Consider the following 17,507-nt stretch of genomic DNA (forward strand, 5'->3'; position numbering starts at 1 on the left):
CCGAACGGCCCCTCTTAAATATTCCAGCACAGATATGCCGAATGATGGGGGGCTTTTGCAAGTCTATTGTCAGGAATTACCGCTCTTTTCCTCAAGTTCTTCATAGAGAAGGGCGGCTTCTTTAGCGGGGCCGCGCCGCTCGCCAAGTTGTATAACGCGCCAAATACAGACCTTTTCGTCCCGGTGGGGGGAGGCAAAACTCACAATATCGCCAATATGGAGGTGTGCGTGGGTTTTGTGCGTTCTTTGGCCATTAATGCGGACACGCCCCTTGCGGATGAAGGCAGCACAAAGGCCGCGCGTTTTGGCAAGCCGCGTGTAATAAAGCCAGAGATCTAGCCGTTGATGTGGCTCTGTACTCATGAGGAGGGGCGCATAGCCCAGTTTTGGAGGGCAGCAAAGGGGGAGTCGGCCACGGCGCGTTGGGGCTTGCGGGCCTTTTTTGTGCGCGTTGGGGCTGTTTTATGTTTATGCGGGCGTCCTAGAATAATGAGGGGCGCAGCAGGCCCATAGCGTGTTTCCTCTAAAGCTTGTGGAGGATGGTGGGCAATGCCAAGCCCTTTTAGGAGGGCGGGGAGAAGGGCGGCTTTCACCCCAAGGGAGGAGGCGAGCGTGGGGGGAATGAGCTGGTTATGGCGGGGTGGTTTGCCATGAGGGCGAAGGAGACGCAGGAGCGCGTCTAATTTATCGAGTCGTATATGGACAGGGCCGGCATTCTGCCATCCGGGTGGTGGGGTGGGATAATCTGCGGTGGGTAGGCAGATAGACCCGGCATGAGGGATACGATACTCCCGTCCATGCCAGATGGTATGAAGCAGGCTCATCATAGGGAGATAGGCTGGTTTAAACAGGCGTGGGCAGTAAATAAATTGCTCCCCAATCTGTACACCGTGATGATGGAGGAAGCGTTTTTCTTCGCGCGAGATTGCGCGGTCCTCTGGCAAGGTTGGTGTTGTGCCGCCATCTTTACGCAAACGATACGCTAAACCGCGTAATGAGGCCGTCTTTTGGAGGTGCGCTTCCATCTGAAAGAAGGGGGCGAGTGTTTTGCGCAGCAGTGCGTTGACGAGCGTATGAAGATGTTCCTGTACTTGGCGGCTCTGATATGTATCGCGAAACTCCCCCGGTAGAAGCTGGCTATGGGGGCTAAAGAGGTCCTCGCCACGGGTCAGGCTGGCGATATGCGCGCCTTCCCAATGGATATGCCCAGCCTCCGTGATGTGCAGAGCGGTCATCTCTTGTTGGAGGAAGTAGCGTATCCGCGCGGGCATTGCGTGGTGGAGGGCACGTTTGCCTGCTTTGAGGAGTAATGCACTCTCTTGAGGGTCCGCCGTGGCGTCCAGATTCATACCAAAACCGGTGATACGACCAATCTCATGGCCTTCCACAAGGATGCGATTTTGGGGCGTTATGGCATAGAGGGCCTCAACACGTTGCCCGGTGTCCGAGCGGCGGAGCAGGGCCGTGGCACGTTTATTGACAAAACGTTCTTTCAGCCTCTCATGTAATGTATCAGAGAGACGGTCCTCCACTGTGCGGCAGCGATCTTGCCAATGGCGGCTTTGGGGCATCCAGCCTGTCCGAGCGGCGATGTAAGCGCAGACACGCACACCAGAGAGCCTGTGCATGAGCGTATCCATATCGCCATCAAGCCGGTCAAGCCCGCGTAATTGGCCTTCCATCCACGCAGGGGGGATGCGGTGATGTTTTAAGAGGTCGAGAAATAAACGGCCACAAAGGCGGGTATGGCTACCATCACCAAGCTTGCGGAAGTCTGGTATCTGGCAGACTTCCCATAGGAGAGTTGTGGCCTTTGTACCGCGTGCAGCAGCGCGAATATCCTCCATCTGCATCAAGCCGGTGAGGACATCAAGGTCCGAAGCTGTGCGCCCGGTGATGAGGCCGGGGCGCGGGGGTTTACGCATCAAGCTGTGATACAGCGTTTCAGGAGAGCTATAATCTAGGGCCGTTTGCCGCCAATAAAGGGCGCGTAATGGTTCAAACTTATGGTCCTCCACAGCCTTGATGAGCTCTTGGCTCATAGGTGGGCAAGAGCCCGTGGTGCCGAAGGTGCCATCACGCATCCCACGGCCTGCTCGCCCGGTGATTTGAGCCACTTCTTGCGGGGTTAGAGCACGGGAGGCAAGGCCGTCAAACTTATGCAAGGCTGCAAGGGCAACATGGTCCACATCCATATTCAGCCCCATCCCGATGGCATCAGTCGCTACGAGATAATCAACATCGCGATTTTGATAGAGGGCGACTTGGGCATTGCGTGTTCTAGGGCTGAGGCGGCCCATAATAATCGCACAGCCCCCGCGCTTTTGGCGGATGGCCTCGGCAATGGCGTAAACCTCCGTGGCGGAGAAAGCTACAATGGCAGAGCGCGGGGGTAAGCGTGTGAGATTCACCGGCCCTATATTGGTAAGGTGGGAGAGACGGGCGCGGGTCTCAATCGTAATGGAGGGGATAAGCTGTTTGAGCAAGCCGCGAATGGTCTCCGCACCGAGGAAGAGCGTCTCCCCCGTCCCTCGCGCATGGAGGAGGCGGTCGGTGAAAATATGCCCGCGATCAGGATCCGCAGCGAGCTGGATTTCATCAATAGCGATGAACTCCACTTTGCGGTCCAGCGGCATTGCTTCCACTGTGCAAGAGAACCAACGTGCATGGGGAGGGATAATCTTTTCCTCCCCTGTGAGGAGGGCGACATGGCGTTCGCCTTTTAGTTTGACGAGCCGTTCGTAATTTTCGCGCGCAAGCAGGCGGAGGGGGAAGCCGATAATCCCACTCTGATGCGCCATCATACGGGTGAGGGCGTAATGGGTCTTACCGGTATTGGTCGGCCCTAAAATCGCATGAATAAGCCGTGGGGGCTGGCCCGCCGCAGGCATAAAGGAGGAAGAACGTGCTGTCATGGGTGGAATGATCTTGCGTGAATGCGATAAAAGCAAGACATTCTCTATAAGAGTTTTTTGGTGGAATGGTTTTTATGTCTAATGCCCCTTTTTTGCCCCTGTGCGCTCCCTGTGATGGGGAGGAGACGTACCCGCTTCATATCGTAGAAGCGGGGGAGTCTGCTGCGCTTTCCGCTCTGTTAGGGCGTGATGAGCCTTTTTTGCGCGCGCAAGGCTTTGAAGGACGTGCGGGGGATTTTACCCTTTTGCCGGGTAAGGAGGGGATTGCCGGAGCGGTATTTTGCATCAAGCCTACGGCAGGGCCTATGCCTTATGGGGCTTTGCCAGCAAAATTGCCAGAGGGGCGTTGGGTTCCGCAGTTTCATCCGCAGGTTCAGGGGCAAGACACAAGGGCGGCTTTGGAGGAGCTCATTCTTGGCTTCTGCTTAGGGGCGTATCAGTATCATCTAAAGGGGGCTGCCCAACATACCCCCAAAGCGCAGCCTAAATTATGCATCGCCGCAGAATATGGGCGCGAGGCGCGTCTCCTTGCGCGGGCGGCGTGGCTGGGGCGTGACCTGATTAATAGCCCGGCGAATCTGATGGGCCCTGCGGAATTAGCGGCGGCAGCCCGTCACATGCTGGAGGAACGTGGGGCCTGTGTTGAGCTGATAGAAGGGGAGGCATTAAGACAAGCGTACCCATGCCTTGCCGCTGTGGGGGCGGGCTCGGACCGGGAGGCTGTTGTGGTGGTCGGGCAAAAACCCGGGCGGAGCAAAGCAGCCCCGCGCCTCTCTTTAGTGGGTAAAGGCGTGTGTTTTGATACAGGCGGTTATGACCTCAAGCCCGGCTCCTCCATGGCGAAGATGAAGAAGGATATGGGTGGAGCGACATTGATGCTCGCCCTGGCCTGCGCGATTATGGAGGCGGAGCTAGATGTCGCTTTGGAGATTCGCCTTGGTTGTGTGGAGAATAGTATCTCCGGCCATGCGATGCGGCCGGGGGATGTGTTGACCACGCGGAAAGGGCTGCGGGTAGAGGTCGGCAATACGGATGCAGAAGGGCGTTTGGTTCTAGCTGACCTCTTGACAGAGGCCGCAGAGAGCCAGCCGGACCTCATCATAGATGCCGCAACGCTTACCGGGGCTGCGCGTGTGGCTTTGGGGCCAGATTTACCCGCCCTTTTTAGTAATGATGATGCATTAGCGGCGCATATTCTTGCCGCTGGGCGTCATGCGCATGACCCGCTTTGGCAGCTCCCATTATGGGCTGATTATGATGAATGGATGGATAGCCCCATTGCTGATTGTAACAATCTTTCCTCTCGGCCTATGGCCGGGGCGATTACAGCGGCGTTATTCCTCCAACGCTTCGTCCCAGAGGGGCAGAGATGGGCGCATATTGATACTTATGGATGGAATGATAACGCACGCCCCGGCCGGCCTATGGGGGGTGAGGTGCTAGCTTTAAGGGCGTTGTTCCGTGCGGTTTCGGAAGGTTTCTAAAAAGTAATGATTCGTTATAGCGTGTATAACTGGCTGTTTTTATTCATTTTTAATGAGGTTTGTCTTTAGGAATAGCAGCCCTGCGTTGGGCGTGGTTGTTATTTCGATACATAAGCGTCACAAATTAGAATAGGACTAAGTAGAAATCGCAAATATGATGTATCCCACCGGCCAGCGGGGAGGGCGTATATGCGCTAACTGGCAGAGGGTAAGTCGCGTTGTAAAAGGGCGAAAGAGAGTTTTTATGAGTCGAAATGGCGATAACCGCATGTTGCAGCTTTTGCGCGATACGATTGTGTCCACCGTGCGCGGTGATGGGCCGGATCTTTCTGCGCGGCAATTATCTGTGTTTTTGAGTTGTTATTTGGATGATGGGGCTCATACCGTTCGGGGCTTAGCACAGTCTTTGAATGTTTCTAAACCCGCTATCACCCGTGCGTTGGACCGGTTGAGCGAGCTTGATTTAGCACGCCGTAAGGTGGACCCGTTGGACCGCCGCTCCATTCTTGTTCAACGGACGTTGAAAGGCTCTGCCTATCTGCGTGGGTTGCGGGATGTGATGGAGGAAGCCTGCGGGGAGGAGATTATCCTCCGTAAAGCGGCTCGTCCGGCTGTAGCATCCTTCCAAGCGCGTCGGGCTGGGTAAGTATCCTGGTGGGGGCTGTTCCCTTTTTGGACCTTCCTGCCCAGCAGCGGCGTCTTGGTGCGGCGTTGCGGGAGCGGATGGAGCGGGTCTTAACCCATTGTCGCTTCGTAATGGGGCCGGAGGTTGTAGAGCTTGAGGCGCGTTTGGCTCTTTATGGGGGGGCGCGTCATGCTGTGGCTGTCTCCTCCGGTACAGATGCGCTTTTAACCGTCCTCATGGCGGAGGGAATTGGGCCGGGGATGGCGGTGTTCCTACCTGCTTTTACATACACGGCCACGGCAGAGGTTGTTCTGTTATTAGGCGCGAAGCCGGTTTTTGTGGATGTGGAGGCGGATAGCTTCCAACTTTCTCTTGCCTCCTTGCAGGCGCGTGTTGCCGCGGTAAAGCAAGCGGGAGAGGTGGTGCCAAAGGCGATTATCGGGGTTGATTTATTTGGCCAACCTGCCCCGTGGGATGCGCTAAAGAGTTTTGCCACACAAGAGGGCCTAACCCTCATTGCGGATTGCGCTCAATCCTTTGGTGCGGCCTATAAGGGGCGGAAGTTGGGGCATGAGGCCATGGCTACGACTCTGTCTTTCTTCCCATCTAAGCCGCTAGGTTGTTATGGCGATGGCGGGGCTATCCTTACTGATGATGATGATAAGGCGGCTCTTTACCGCTCCTTGCGCAGCCATGGGGAGGGGCAACAACGCTATGAGGTGCAGCGCATTGGCCTTAATGCGCGGTTAGATAGCCTGCAAGCGGCGGTTCTCTTGAGCAAGTTGGATGTGTTTGAGGAGGAGCTGCAACGGCGTGAGGCTGTGGCACGCGCTTATGATGCAGGCTTGCCCTCTCTCATCACCTCACCTGCACGTGTGGCAGAAAGCCAGAGTGCATGGGCAGTCTATTGTGTGAAGCTACCCTCGCTATCTTTGCGTGAGTCTTTAAGGCAACATCTCACACAAGCGCAGATTGCAACGGCTATTTATTATCCCAAACCATTGCATCATCAGCCAGCCTATCAGGCGTGCCATGATGGGGTTCCTTTACCTGTGTCGGAATCGTTAGGGGAGTATGTCTTGGCCCTGCCAATCCATCCTGACCTTACCGATGAGGCCGTAGATTATGTGATAAGAGAGAGTCAAACATGGGCGAGAGAGCAGCATGAAGCAGAATGACGAATATCTTCTTATGTTTGCGGCGATTGTGATTATTCCTGTTGTGGTGATTTGGTATTTTGCGTGGCCTATTTTGCGCCCGTGGTCCCTCCCAACGGTTGTTCATGGCACGGTAGAGCAGGCTCAGCAGCAGCGCAGCCTCACTGAGGATGAAGTAAAGGCGATGAATCTTTGGGTGCAACAGTATCGGACAGGCTGGGGGGTCTCAGGTGAGGTTCCCCCTAAGAATATGCCCGCGCTCGCTGTGTATCAGATGAGCAGTGCAGAGGGCCGCTTTGTCATTCTCTCCGCATGGCATTTTAAGCATGGGGATGATGTTGTGGGGATACAAACCCGACCGGGGGGCGCATATAGGATGCGCTCCTTCGATCGTGGGACCCTCCACTTGCCGGGCCTTCCTTAAAAAGGAGGCCTTGCTTTCCTCAGGTGGAGGGAGGCGGGGTGGGTTTATCTTTTTCCTTTTGTTCGGTCTCTTGTTTGTTAGCAGCTGCTTTTTCTTGAGCGTTTTGGGCAGCCTCTTTGGGGGTGAGTTCGTTTGTCTCCAATTGGGTTTTGGTGGCATCTTCCAGCGGGGGCATGGCTTTATCAAAAACAGCGAGGAGGGCTGCGGTGATGGGGGAAGCCAGCACGAGCCCCGGCACCCCAAGGATGGAGCCAAAAACACTTTGGGAGAGGATGGCTAGTGCAGGGGGCATATGGACTGCACGCCGTTGGATGAGCGGGGCGAGGATATTGCCTTCACAAAATTGGATAACGCTATAGAGGATGGCCACGAATAAAACTTCATGCGTGCCAAGAGAGAGGCTGATGAGCAAGGCAGGCACCGCCCCTAAAATCGCGCCGATATAGGGGATGAAGTTGCACAACCCTGCGACAACGCCCAAAGCGAGAGCGAGGGGCATCCCGATGAGATATAGCCCAATACCGGAGAAAAGCCCTACGGCGAGCATGTCCAACGCTTGGCCTGCGGTCCATGCCCATAAAGTATTGCCTGCGCTATAGAGGAGCGTGCGTGTGGCTTCGCGTTGGTAAGGGGGGATGAGACGGAGGAAGCCGTTGATGTAAAGAGATGGTGAGACGGCAAAGTAAAAGGCGGCGATTAAAACAACAAAAATCGTACCGATTAAGCCAACCGCGCTGCCGAGCAACCCGGTCACGGAGCCTGCAATTCCAAAGCCAAAACTACTGAGAGAGGCCGTTTTGTCGTTCCCGCCGAAGGAGGCCGGTAAATGGTCGAGCACCATCTGGCCAATTGTGGTTTGGGAGAGGTGGGAGCGGAGATCGCTTGATTGCACAACAAGAGCATTCTTCAGGCTGATGAATTGCTCCCCCATAGAGGGGCCACTGCTCCAAACAAGAGCAGCAAAAAGCCCAACGATACTAAAGGCCACGATGCTAATTGCGATTGTATAAGGGATGAAGGGTAAGCGACGGCGGAGGATACGTGCAAGCCCATGCAGAACAATGGCCATTAATACGGCTGCGAAGAGAACCGCTAAGACCTCTCCCATCAACCAAACAGCCAGCATAATGAGAGAAAGACAAAGCGTGAGACGCATAATGCCATAAATGCGGTCCAACGCGGTGGTGGGTGTTTGTTGGGCTGCGGGAGTCGGCGGGCGGTTGAAGAAGAAGGGCATGGGCATAGGCGTCCTGCAACGGGCGGTGAGTTGGTGTGCTATAATGTGGGTTATTTAATGGTGGGTCAATTTGTGGCTTGCTCTAATTCGTCTTGGGCTTCTAGCCATTGTAGTTCGGTCTCCTCTTGTTTTTGGCGGACAAGGGCGAGGTCGCTATTTAATGTGGCGATGTCTCCAGCGTGGTTTGCTTGGTAAAGGGCGGGGTCTGCTAATTTCGCTTCAAGCTGTTCTTTGGCTTTTTCCAAGCGGGAGAGGCGGGTTTCCAGCTCCCGAATCTTACGGCGGAGGGGGGCAAGCTGGCGGGTTTGCTCTTTGCGTTGGGCACGTTGTTGGTTTTTATCAGGCGTTGTGGCGGCTTGTGCGCCGTGTGCAGCGGGGGAGGAGGCTTGTCGCGTTGCCTCTAAAGCGTGTTTAGCGCGGGCCTCTAACCAGAGGCGGTAATCACTCATATCTCCGTCAAAAGGGGTGATAGTCCCGTTTGCGGCGATCCAAAGCTGCTCAGCTACGGATTCGACTAAATGACTATCATGGCTGATGAGGATGACGGCCCCTTCAAAAGCACTGAGAGCGCGGATGAGTGCATCGCGGGCATCGAGGTCTAAATGGTTGGTTGGCTCATCTAATATGAGTAGATGAGGGGCGTGACGTGTGGCAAGGGCGAGGAGGAGGCGGGCTTTCTCCCCACCAGAGAGGTTGCGGATGGGTGTTTCGGCACGTTCAGCATCGAGCCCAAAACGGGCTAGTTGGGCACGCACTTGCGGGGGTGTGGCATCTTTTAACGTGCGGGCCATATGTTGGATGGGGGTTTCATCCACAATAAGCTCATCTGTTTGATGTTGGGCGAAATAACCAACCCGCAAGCGTGATGAAGGCTGAAATACCCCTCCCATAGGGATGAGCTGACCGGCGAGTAATTTGGCGAAGGTTGATTTGCCATGCCCATTTTGCCCCAGTAGGGCGATGCGGTCCTCACTATCAAGCCGTAAAGAGAGATGGTGAAGAATCGTGCGCTCCCCATATCCGACAGAGACATCCTCTAATGTGAGCATGGGAGGCGGGAGCGGGCCGGGGTCGGGGAAGGTGAAATGGGTAGGGGTATCCTCCACGACTGAATCAATTTGTGGCAAGCGGGCGAGGGCTTTTAAGCGAGATTGCGCTTGTTTGGCTTTGGTCGCTTTGGCACGGAAGCGCGCCACAAAGGCTTCCATCTTCGCACGTTGGTCTGCCAGTTTTTCCGCTTGGCGATTTTGTTGGAGCTTCTGCTCGGTGCGGATTTGGACAAAACGCTCATAGCCGCCGGGGGTAAGGGAGAGCTTTTTTTGCTCTAAATGGGCAATGGCTTGCACGCTGTTATCTAGTAACGCACGGTCATGGCTGACAATTAACGCTGCACCGGGGAAGCGGCTTAGCCAATTTTCCAGCCATAATGTGGCTTCAATATCCAGATGGTTTGTTGGTTCATCAAGGAGCAGAAGGTCAGGGGCGAGGAATAAGGCACTGGCAAGGGCAACGCGCATCCGCCAACCACCGGAGAAGTCATTGACCGGGCGATGTTGGGCCGCTTGGTCAAAGCCTAACCCGGCGAGGATTGTACTAGCACGCGCTGGGGCAGTATGGGCATCAATAGCGAGTAAGCGCTCATGCACATCAGCAAGGCGGGTAGGGTCAGTTGTGGTTTCGGCCTCGGTGAGGAGGCGGGTGCGTTCCTCATGGCTGTTAAGAACGGTCTCTAATAAGGACAGCTCGCCAGAAGGTGTTTCCTGCTTGACCCGCCCCATCGTGGCACGGCCAGAGAGGGTAATGCTGCCGCCATCTGGGGCGATGTCCCCGGCGATGGCCGCCAGCAGCGTGGACTTCCCCGCTCCATTATGGCCGATGAGCCCGATGCGTTTACCCGGCTCAATAGTGAGGGAGGCTTGCTCTAGCAGGGTACGGCCTGCGATGCGTAAGGTAAGGTCGGTGATGGAAAGCAGGCTCAACGCACACACTCAGCAGGGAAAGATGAAAAAAGATGGCTCTAACCCTATCAGGAACTGCTTTTTTCCTCTAGGGGAAGTTGGAGATAGAGGGCTCTTTATAAGGAGGGACTTATGGCTCTGGAACGTACATTATCCATCATCAAACCGGATGCAACACGCCGTAACCTGACAGGCAAGGTGAATACTGTTTTTGAGGAAGCTGGCCTGCGTATTGTAGCCCAAAAGCGTATTCAGCTGACAGAGAAGCAAGCCGGGGCTTTTTATGAGGTCCATAAGGAGCGCCCCTTCTTTGGGGAGCTTGTGTCTTTTATGTGCTCCGCGCCGGTTGTTGTGCAGGTGCTAGAGGGCGAGAACGCCGTGGCGCATCATCGTGAGGTGATGGGCGCGACCAACCCCGCCGAGGCGGCTGAAGGGACTGTGCGTAAGCTTTATGCTCAAAGCATTGGTGAGAACTCCGTTCATGGCTCTGATAGCCTTGAGAATGCTAAGCGTGAGATTAGCTTCTTCTTTGCGGAGACGGAAATCCTGCCCTGATGAAGCAGTGGAGTTAGCATGATGTTTGGACATGCTGTGAAGGGGAGCCATTATGGCTCCCCTTTTTTATGCTTGGCTTTTAGGTGTGGCGTTGTGTGATGAAGTGCTTGAGCGTTTCGGGATAGAGGCGGTGTTCTTGCTCCAAAACGCGGGCGGCGAGGGCATCAGCATCATCATGGGGCAGGACAGGGACGCGCGCTTGGGCAAGGATGGGGCCTTCATCCACCCCATCGGTGACGAGGTGAATGGTACAACCATGCTCTTTAGCACCTGCTTTTAGGGCGGCTTCATGCGTATGGAGGCCGGGAAACGCAGGAAGCAAGCTGGGATGAATATTAATCATCCGCCCCTGCCATTGCTGGACAAGCCAAGGGGTGAGAACGCGCATATAGCCTGCAAGGCAGATTAATTCCGCACCAGAGGCCCGCACGGCTTCATCTATGGCACGTTCATGCGCCTCACGGTCCTTCCCATAGTTTTTATGGGGGATACAGAGCGTTTTAATCCCTGCCTTGCGAGCGGTGTCTAACCCAGCGGCATCGGCCTTATTGCTTAGAACAAGGACAATTTTAGCTGGGAAGTCCGGGCGGGCGCAGGCCTCCATTAACGCGAGCATATTACTACCGCGCCCGCTAATGAGGATAGCGATGGGGGTTTTCGTCACCATAAATCGCTTCAATCCAGATTTAATGGCGCAGTGAGGCGGAAAGCTGTGGTGCTGCGGACAACACGGCCAATCAGCATGGCGTCTTCATCCAGCTTTTCCAATTCCGTCATGAGTTTTTCGGGTTCGCTGGTGATGAGAACCATACCAATCCCGCAATTAAAGACTTTGAGCATTTCATCTTCAGATACAGGGCCTTGCTCGGCAAGCCATGAGAATACACCGGGGAGTGGCCAGCTTTGCCCATCTACTTCCACACCGAGTCCTTCTGGCAGGACACGTGGCAGATTGCCCGGCAGGCCACCGCCTGTGATATGCGCGCAGCCATTGAGGAGCTTCTTCTCATGTAAGGCAAGCACGGTTTTGACATAAAGCCGTGTGGGGGTCAGGAAGGCTTCTGCCAAAGTTTGCTTTGGTGAGAAGGGGGCGGGGTCCTTCCAGCTTAGACCAGAGGACTCCACAATATGACGAACGAGGGAGAACCCGTTGGAATGTACCCCAGAGGAGGGCAGAGCGATGAGACTATCGCCCTCGCGAATGGTGGCAGGTAACATAGCGTCACGCTCTGCTGCCCCAACGCTGAAGCCGGCGAGGTCATAATGGCCTTTGCCGTAAAGGCCCGGCATCTCCGCTGTTTCCCCCCCAACGAGGGCGCAGCCACTTTCCTTACAGGCTGCGGCAATCCCTTTAATAATCCGCTCTGCCACGGAGACGGAGAGATGACCTGTTGCCATATAATCAAGGAAGAAAAGCGGCTGTGCCCCTTGGACGATGAGGTCATTAACGCACATAGCGACTAAGTCGATGCCGATTTCATCATGCAAGCCGCTCTCGATAGCGAGGAGGAGCTTTGTGCCCACGCCATCTGTACAGCTGACGAGGACAGGGTCCTTTAACCCAGCGGCTTTGGGGTCAAACAGGGCACCAAACCCACCAAGCCCGCCCATAACACCGGGGCGATTGGTTGCCTTGGCCGCGGGCTTGATGGCGTCAACCAGAGCATCTCCGGCTTCAATATCAACACCGGCGGCTGCATAACTTGCGCTGGAGGGGGGAGGGGTCTTGGTCATGGAGAGAGGCTATCCCTGCTGGTTGATGCTGGCCTCTTTATAGAGCATCCTGCACGAAGACGGAATGTAGGGCGTATGAAATCATTTAAGCGAATAGGCTGAGAGGGCATATATGGGGGAAAAGAGAGAGCCGGACACGCCCCTTAGCGTACAGGCACAACTTGCGTTGGACTTGCAACAAGGGCGGCATTTTTCAGCAGAGCGTTTTATTGCGGGGGGCTCTAACGCTTCAGCACGGGCGTGGTTAGCACGGCCTCAATGGCCAGAAGGGCGGTTGTGGCTATGGGGGCCTGTGGGTACAGGTAAGACGCATTTGCTCCATATATGGGCGGCAGAACAGGAAGCGATTCTGTTTGAGGCAGCGTCACTGTCATGCGATCACGAGGGTGCGTTGCGTGTTGAGGGGCGTGTTTTAGAGGCTGCCATTGCCCCTTTAGCCATTGATCATCTGGAAAACTTAAAAGATGAAGTTGCCTTGCTGCATGTACTTAATCGTGCTCATGCGGCAGGGCAGCGTGTGTTGATGGCCTCGCGTTATCCTCCTGCACGGGGTGATTTTGCCCTGCCTGACCTTGCAAGCCGGTTGCGCGCAACTGTTACAGCGGGTTTGGAGGAACCAGAGGATGATGTACGGGCGACCTTATTGTTGTCTCTATTAGCGGAGCGTCAGCTTGTTGTCCCACAATCGGTGACAGATTGGCTATGGCGGCGGCTCCCCCGGACGGGGGGTGCGTTGGTACAAGCCGTACAACGTCTTGATAAAGCAGCGATGGCGCGAGGGAGTGCGATTACACGGATGTTGGCAGTGGATGTGCTTAAAGACCTATTAAAAGAGGAGGAGTAATCGGTACGATCAATGCTGCTATATTTAGTTTGATGGAAGGTAAATAAAATCCTCCAGAAGGATTGCTATGTTGGAAGAATGGTTGTTGTAATGATTTTCACGTTCAGGTGTCCCCGTCGGGATGCTGCTAAGACGTTTGGAGGAGAACTGACGTGACTGACAGAGCCGATTCCACACATCATGAGGGATATGCAGCGGCGAAGGGTCTGCATAAATATCACCATTTAGCGTTTATCAATAGGGAATTGTCCTGGTTGGATTTTAACCAGCGTGTTCTGGAAGAAGCGGAAGATCTGTCCAATCCCCTTTTGGAGCGGGTGCGTTTCCTCTCCATTAGTGCGGGGAATATGGACGAATTTTATGCTGTTCGTGTTGCTGGGTTGATAGATCAGGTCCATGATGGAGCTACGAAAAAAAGTGTTGATGGTCTGACACCGACACAGCAGCTAGAGACGGTGCGTTACCAAGCATGGTGTATGCAACAAGAGCAGCAGCGCATTTGGCACGGCTTGCGTGCGGAATTGGCCAAAGAAAATATTGTCATCGAGTCGATCGATAAGCTGCATCATCTTGATAAAGCATGGTTAAAGGAATATTTTGAGGGACAGGTTTACCCTGTCCTGACGCCGGTGGATTTAAATCCAACACATCCTCTGCCATTTATTCCAAGTGGGGGGCAGGCTTTGGTGCTGCGTCTTAGGGAGACTGATTCGCACAAGCACAAAGCAGATGGTTTAGTTGTGATGCCGCCACAGCTTCCGCGTTTTATCCGTTTGCCGGATAAGCAGGGGGTCATCCGTTTTATAGCATTGGAATATGTGATTGCTCATTTCTCCAAGTCGCTTTTCCCTGGGATGCATAGTGTCCCTACAGGGATGATGCGTATCGTGCGGAATTTGGACGTTGAGCTTGAGGAAGATGCAGAGGATTTGCTCAATAACTTTGAGAATGCGGTAAAGGAGCGCCGACGTGGTGCGTGCATCCATTTAGAGGTGGAAGGGACTATCCCTAAGCATGTCATCCGTAAGTTGGGGTTAGAGCGTGATGAAGTCGTCTTGTTACCCAAGATGGCTGGTATGGGCGATGTGAAACAGCTTATTGTGTCTGACCGGCCGGAGCTGCTTTTTCCCCCCTTTCATGCTGCTATGCCCCAACGTGTGGTGGATCATGGCGGGGATTGTTTTGCCACTATCAAAGAAAAAGATTTGGTGGTTCAGCATCCTTACGAGAGTTACGATGTTGTTGTGCATTTCCTCCAACAGGCGGCGCAAGACCCAGATGTTATTTCCATTAAGCAGTCTATTTATCGGACATCGCATGATAGCCCGATTGTTCATGCGTTGATTGCCGCTGTTGAAGCAGGTAAGTCCGTTACGGCCGTGGTGGAATTGCGTGCTCGGTTTGATGAGGAGGCCAATATCCGTCTAGCGCGTGCACTGGAGACACGGGGTGTGCAGGTTGTTTATGGTCTGGCTGCGTATAAGACCCATGCGAAGATGATTCTCGTTGTCCGGCGGGAGGGAGAACGACTGCAATCTTACGCTCATTTTGGGACGGGGAATTATCATCCTAGCACGGCGAAGATTTACACGGATATTTCCTTCTTTACGTGTAATCCTGTGTTGGTGGAGGATGCGGCCCGGCTTTTCAATTATACAACGGGCTGTGCGGAACCTCATTTGCAAGCTCTTTGCTGCTCTCCTCTGACGATTCGTCCTAAATTGGAGGAGCTAGTCCATGCGGAGATGGAGCATGCTCGTGCAGGGCGTCCAGCGCAGATTTGGCTGAAAATGAATAGCTTAGTGGACCCGCAATTGATCGAGCTGCTCTATGATGCCTCACAAGCGGGTGTGTCTATTAAGGCAGTGGTACGGGGTATTTGCTGTTTGCGTCCTGGTGTGAAGGGCCTTTCTGATAATATTGAGGTCCATTCCATCGTCGGGCGTTACCTGGAACATGCACGTGTCTTTGCCTTTGGGAATGGCCAGGCGCTTCCTTCAGAGAGCGCTAAGCTGTATATCTCCTCGGCAGACTGGATGAAGCGCAATATGGATCGGCGGATTGAGGCGATGGTTCCCATTACTGACCCTGCTGCCCATGCTCATATTCTCAATCAGATCATGGTTGTGAATTTGCGTGATACATTGCGGAGTTGGAAGATGACCCCAGAGGGTAAGTGGGAGCGTATGGCTCCAGGTAGTGAGCCTCTTTGTGCCCATGATTATTTCATGGCTCATCCCTCTCCTGCTTATGGGGCGGCGAGTGCCCCTGTAGCACCTGGGTCTCGTGCTGGGGCAGCAGTACAGGAGTCGTAAGGATGGTAGAAAACACAGCGCAACGGGGGACTGCTCGTCAGTCCCGCCGGGCGGCGATTGTGGACCTCGGTTCTAACTCGGTACGGATGGTCGTGTATGAGGGGGTCGCGCGTAACCCCGTTCCCATTTTTAACGAGAAAGCAACATTGCGGCTTGGTGCCGGATTAGAGGCAACAGGCTTGCTAAGTGAGGAAGGCATCGAGCGCGCGCTGGAGGTTTTGGCTCGTTATCAGGTTATTGGCCAGGCGATGGGGGTGCAGCCCTTTGATGTCTTGGCAACAGCGGCCGTACGGGATGCGCGTAATGGGGCAGAGTTTGTCCGAGCGGCTCAGATGCGGATGCCTGGGGCACGTTTTCGCGTCCTAAATGGGGAAGAAGAAGCTGATTATTCTGCCACGGGGGTCTTGTGCGCATTGCCGGCGGCAGATGGTATCGTGGCTGATATTGGCGGAGGCTCTTTAGAGCTGATTCGTGTACGTGATGGTGCCTATTTTGATGCTGGAACAACGCCTCTTGGGGTGATTCGTCTTAGAGAACGCTCGGAGGATGATTTAGAGAAGGCCGCGGCGATTGCGCGTAAAACATTGGCCGATGTCGCGTGGTTAGAGGATGCGAAGGGCAAGCCGCTTTATTTAGTCGGTGGGGCGTTTCGTGCCTTAGCGCGTTTGCATATGGCGCGGACGGATTATCCATTGAATATGGTCCATCTCTTCTGTCTTAACCGCCAAGAGGCTGTCGAGATGGCTGAATGGATTACAGGGGCCAGCCGTAAGCAGATGGAAAAGATAGGGAATGTCCCCCGCAAACGGATGGTGGACGCTCCTTTTGCTGCACAAGTGCTGTTAGCGTTGCTCGATAAAACGGATGCGCCAGAAGTTATCTTCAGTGCAGAAGGGCTGCGTGAAGGGTGGTACATGCGCGAGGTTGCCGCTTGTGTAGCCGATGAAGAGCCGATGGAGGCTCTTGCAGGCGAGATGGCAGGGCGATTAGGGCGGAATGCATCCTTTGCTGGGCCATTACATGCGTGGTTAGCACCGGTCTTTTTATTTGGGTTGGGATGGAAGGACGACGCTTTCCTTTCCTTACAATTTAGATTGGCTTGTATGGTCTCGGATATTGGCTCCTATGACCATCCGCAATATAGGGCGGAGCAAACATATCGACGGCTTTTATATTGTCACGGGGTGGGTTTTTCGCATGAATCGCGCGCCTTTCTTGCCCTCGTGTTAGCTGGACGATACGACATGGACCGGGAAAGCCCTGTTCTAGAGCCGTCGCGTCGTTTGTTGAGTAAGGAATATTATGAGGCGGCTATTCGGTTAGGGCAGGCATTCCGGCTTGTTTATATGCTCTGTGCAGGCACGGAAGTGTTGCTGGAGGAGACGCATCTAGCCTTAAAGGATGAGGATCAGCTGGTTCTTAATCTACATGGTAGCCGTTTGCGCTCTGGTGGTAATGCTGTATCGCGCCAGTTGAGCCGGTTAGCTGAATCTCTAGGGGTGGAGGCTGATTTGCGTTAGTGCCAGTGGTGAATGTTACGCCATCTCGTTCGGCCGTGGTTCTTCTAATGGGAGGGGCCACGGCTTTGTTATGTGGGGTGATGTTGTGTCTTTTTTATTGGCATTATCAAAGTGGAGCTTTGTGGCGTATTGTCCAACATTGTGCGGTGGATGCGGCGCATCGTCCTTGTACTATATACAAAGCGAAGGATGGTTATGCCGTGCTAAAAGCACGGGAGGGACAGGGGCAGTATCTTCTTTTACCGACCCAACCTATACGCGGCATTGAGGCTGATCCTTTATTACATGCCGACACGCCACCTTATGTGCAGCAGGCATGGGAGCAACGTCATTTTGTTGCGTATGCTTATGGTATTCCCATAGCTGATGAACGATTTTTATTAGCGATTAACTCTCGTTGGGCACGAAGCCAAGAGCAGCTTCATATTCATATAGATTGTATGAGGGAGGATGTACGGCAAATACTGGCCCACATACCGCGTGAGGCTCGTGCGGGAGAGGTGCGTCTCTTGGGGCATATGTACCGGTGGTGGCGTGTCCCCACCCTAGAGCCGCCTGCGTTGCAAATGGTTTCTTTTTTCCCAAAAGGCGCGGATGAAAGAGAGCGCGGTCGGTATGGTGTGGCAGTTATTGCCTCGCAAGGGGCGTTTCTCTTACTCCGTAATCGTGCTGGAGGGATGGGCTGGGGGTATGCTGAGGAGCTGCAGGACCATCAATGCCGCCCATAACGGGTTGAGAG

Annotated in this window: 15 protein-coding genes; 9 read left to right on the forward strand and 6 right to left on the reverse strand. The window is 54.3% G+C overall.

The genetic code is table 11. From position 1 onward, the window contains the following. Nucleotides 1-69 precede the first annotated feature (69 nt). On the reverse strand, nt 70-363 hold the full coding sequence (locus tag NQF64_RS01720) for an RNA-binding S4 domain-containing protein (protein WP_099026041.1): 294 nt from the start codon (nt 361-363) through the stop codon (nt 70-72). Next, nucleotides 360-2,915 carry a helicase-related protein gene (locus NQF64_RS01725; protein WP_266106269.1) on the reverse strand — a complete coding sequence of 852 codons (2,556 nt, stop codon included), beginning with the start codon at nt 2,913-2,915 and terminating at the stop codon, nt 360-362. The genes NQF64_RS01720 and NQF64_RS01725 overlap by 4 nt, the downstream gene beginning before the upstream one ends. A gap of 74 nt (nt 2,916-2,989) precedes the next feature. Between NQF64_RS01725 and NQF64_RS01730 the strand changes: the two genes are divergently transcribed. From NQF64_RS01730 to NQF64_RS01745, 4 genes are all read left to right on the forward strand, one after another. Then, nucleotides 2,990-4,399: a leucyl aminopeptidase family protein gene (locus NQF64_RS01730; protein ID WP_266106270.1), complete on the forward strand. Its 1,410-nt coding sequence runs from the start codon at nt 2,990-2,992 to the stop codon at nt 4,397-4,399. A 244-nt stretch (nt 4,400-4,643) separates the two neighbouring features. After that, nucleotides 4,644-5,045, forward strand: a complete 402-nt coding sequence (locus NQF64_RS01735; protein WP_099026039.1) for a MarR family transcriptional regulator — start codon at nt 4,644-4,646, stop codon at nt 5,043-5,045. 77 nt (nt 5,046-5,122) lie between these two features. Continuing rightward, on the forward strand, nt 5,123-6,202 hold the full coding sequence (locus NQF64_RS01740) for a DegT/DnrJ/EryC1/StrS family aminotransferase (protein WP_407651802.1): 1,080 nt from the start codon (nt 5,123-5,125) through the stop codon (nt 6,200-6,202). Beyond that, nucleotides 6,189-6,605 (forward strand): hypothetical protein, encoded by a 417-nt coding sequence (locus tag NQF64_RS01745; protein WP_266106271.1) that lies wholly within the window; start codon nt 6,189-6,191, stop codon nt 6,603-6,605. The genes NQF64_RS01740 and NQF64_RS01745 overlap by 14 nt, the downstream gene beginning before the upstream one ends. A 19-nt stretch (nt 6,606-6,624) precedes the next feature. Here the strand turns inward: NQF64_RS01745 and NQF64_RS01750 are convergent, their stop codons facing one another. Both NQF64_RS01750 and NQF64_RS01755 read right to left on the reverse strand, forming a co-directional pair. Continuing rightward, nucleotides 6,625-7,842, reverse strand: a complete 1,218-nt coding sequence (locus NQF64_RS01750) for an AI-2E family transporter (RefSeq protein ID WP_099026037.1) — start codon at nt 7,840-7,842, stop codon at nt 6,625-6,627. Nucleotides 7,843-7,907: 65 nt separating this feature from the next. Further along, nucleotides 7,908-9,821 (reverse strand): ABC-F family ATP-binding cassette domain-containing protein, encoded by a 1,914-nt coding sequence (locus tag NQF64_RS01755; protein WP_266106272.1) that lies wholly within the window; start codon nt 9,819-9,821, stop codon nt 7,908-7,910. A 111-nt stretch (nt 9,822-9,932) separates the two neighbouring features. On the opposite strand from NQF64_RS01755, the gene ndk reads away from it, so the two are divergent. Beyond that, the gene (ndk, locus tag NQF64_RS01760) at nt 9,933-10,355 is read left to right on the forward strand and encodes a nucleoside-diphosphate kinase (protein WP_099026036.1); all 423 of its coding nucleotides are present in this window, start codon (nt 9,933-9,935) and stop codon (nt 10,353-10,355) included. A 79-nt stretch (nt 10,356-10,434) separates the two neighbouring features. Here ndk and purN read toward each other — a convergent pair whose 3' ends face one another. Beyond that, a complete protein-coding gene (gene purN / locus NQF64_RS01765) occupies nt 10,435-11,022 on the reverse strand; it encodes a phosphoribosylglycinamide formyltransferase (protein ID WP_266106273.1) in 588 nt (195 codons plus the stop codon). A gap of 8 nt (nt 11,023-11,030) precedes the next feature. Beyond that, nucleotides 11,031-12,089 carry a phosphoribosylformylglycinamidine cyclo-ligase gene (gene purM / locus NQF64_RS01770; RefSeq protein ID WP_266106274.1) on the reverse strand — a complete coding sequence of 353 codons (1,059 nt, stop codon included), beginning with the start codon at nt 12,087-12,089 and terminating at the stop codon, nt 11,031-11,033. 112 nt (nt 12,090-12,201) lie between these two features. Between purM and NQF64_RS01775 the strand changes: the two genes are divergently transcribed. The 4 genes from NQF64_RS01775 to NQF64_RS01790 all read left to right on the forward strand — a co-directional run bounded on the left by NQF64_RS01775 (nt 12,202) and on the right by NQF64_RS01790 (nt 17,496). Beyond that, nucleotides 12,202-12,933 carry a DnaA/Hda family protein gene (locus NQF64_RS01775; protein ID WP_099026033.1) on the forward strand — a complete coding sequence of 244 codons (732 nt, stop codon included), beginning with the start codon at nt 12,202-12,204 and terminating at the stop codon, nt 12,931-12,933. A gap of 206 nt (nt 12,934-13,139) precedes the next feature. Then, complete coding sequence (locus NQF64_RS01780) at nt 13,140-15,248, forward strand: RNA degradosome polyphosphate kinase (protein WP_099026326.1); 2,109 nt, start codon at nt 13,140-13,142, stop codon at nt 15,246-15,248. Nucleotides 15,249-15,250: 2 nt separating this feature from the next. Further along, nucleotides 15,251-16,768 (forward strand): Ppx/GppA phosphatase family protein, encoded by a 1,518-nt coding sequence (locus NQF64_RS01785; RefSeq protein WP_266106275.1) that lies wholly within the window; start codon nt 15,251-15,253, stop codon nt 16,766-16,768. Beyond that, entirely contained in the window at nt 16,768-17,496 is a 729-nt protein-coding gene (locus tag NQF64_RS01790) for a CDP-diacylglycerol diphosphatase (protein ID WP_143813596.1), read from the forward strand. Before NQF64_RS01785 ends, NQF64_RS01790 begins: the two co-directional genes overlap by 1 nt. Nucleotides 17,497-17,507 lie beyond the last annotated feature (11 nt).

Source organism: Bombella saccharophila (assembly GCF_026385475.1).
GTDB classification, from domain to species: Bacteria; Pseudomonadota; Alphaproteobacteria; order Acetobacterales; family Acetobacteraceae; genus Bombella; species Bombella saccharophila.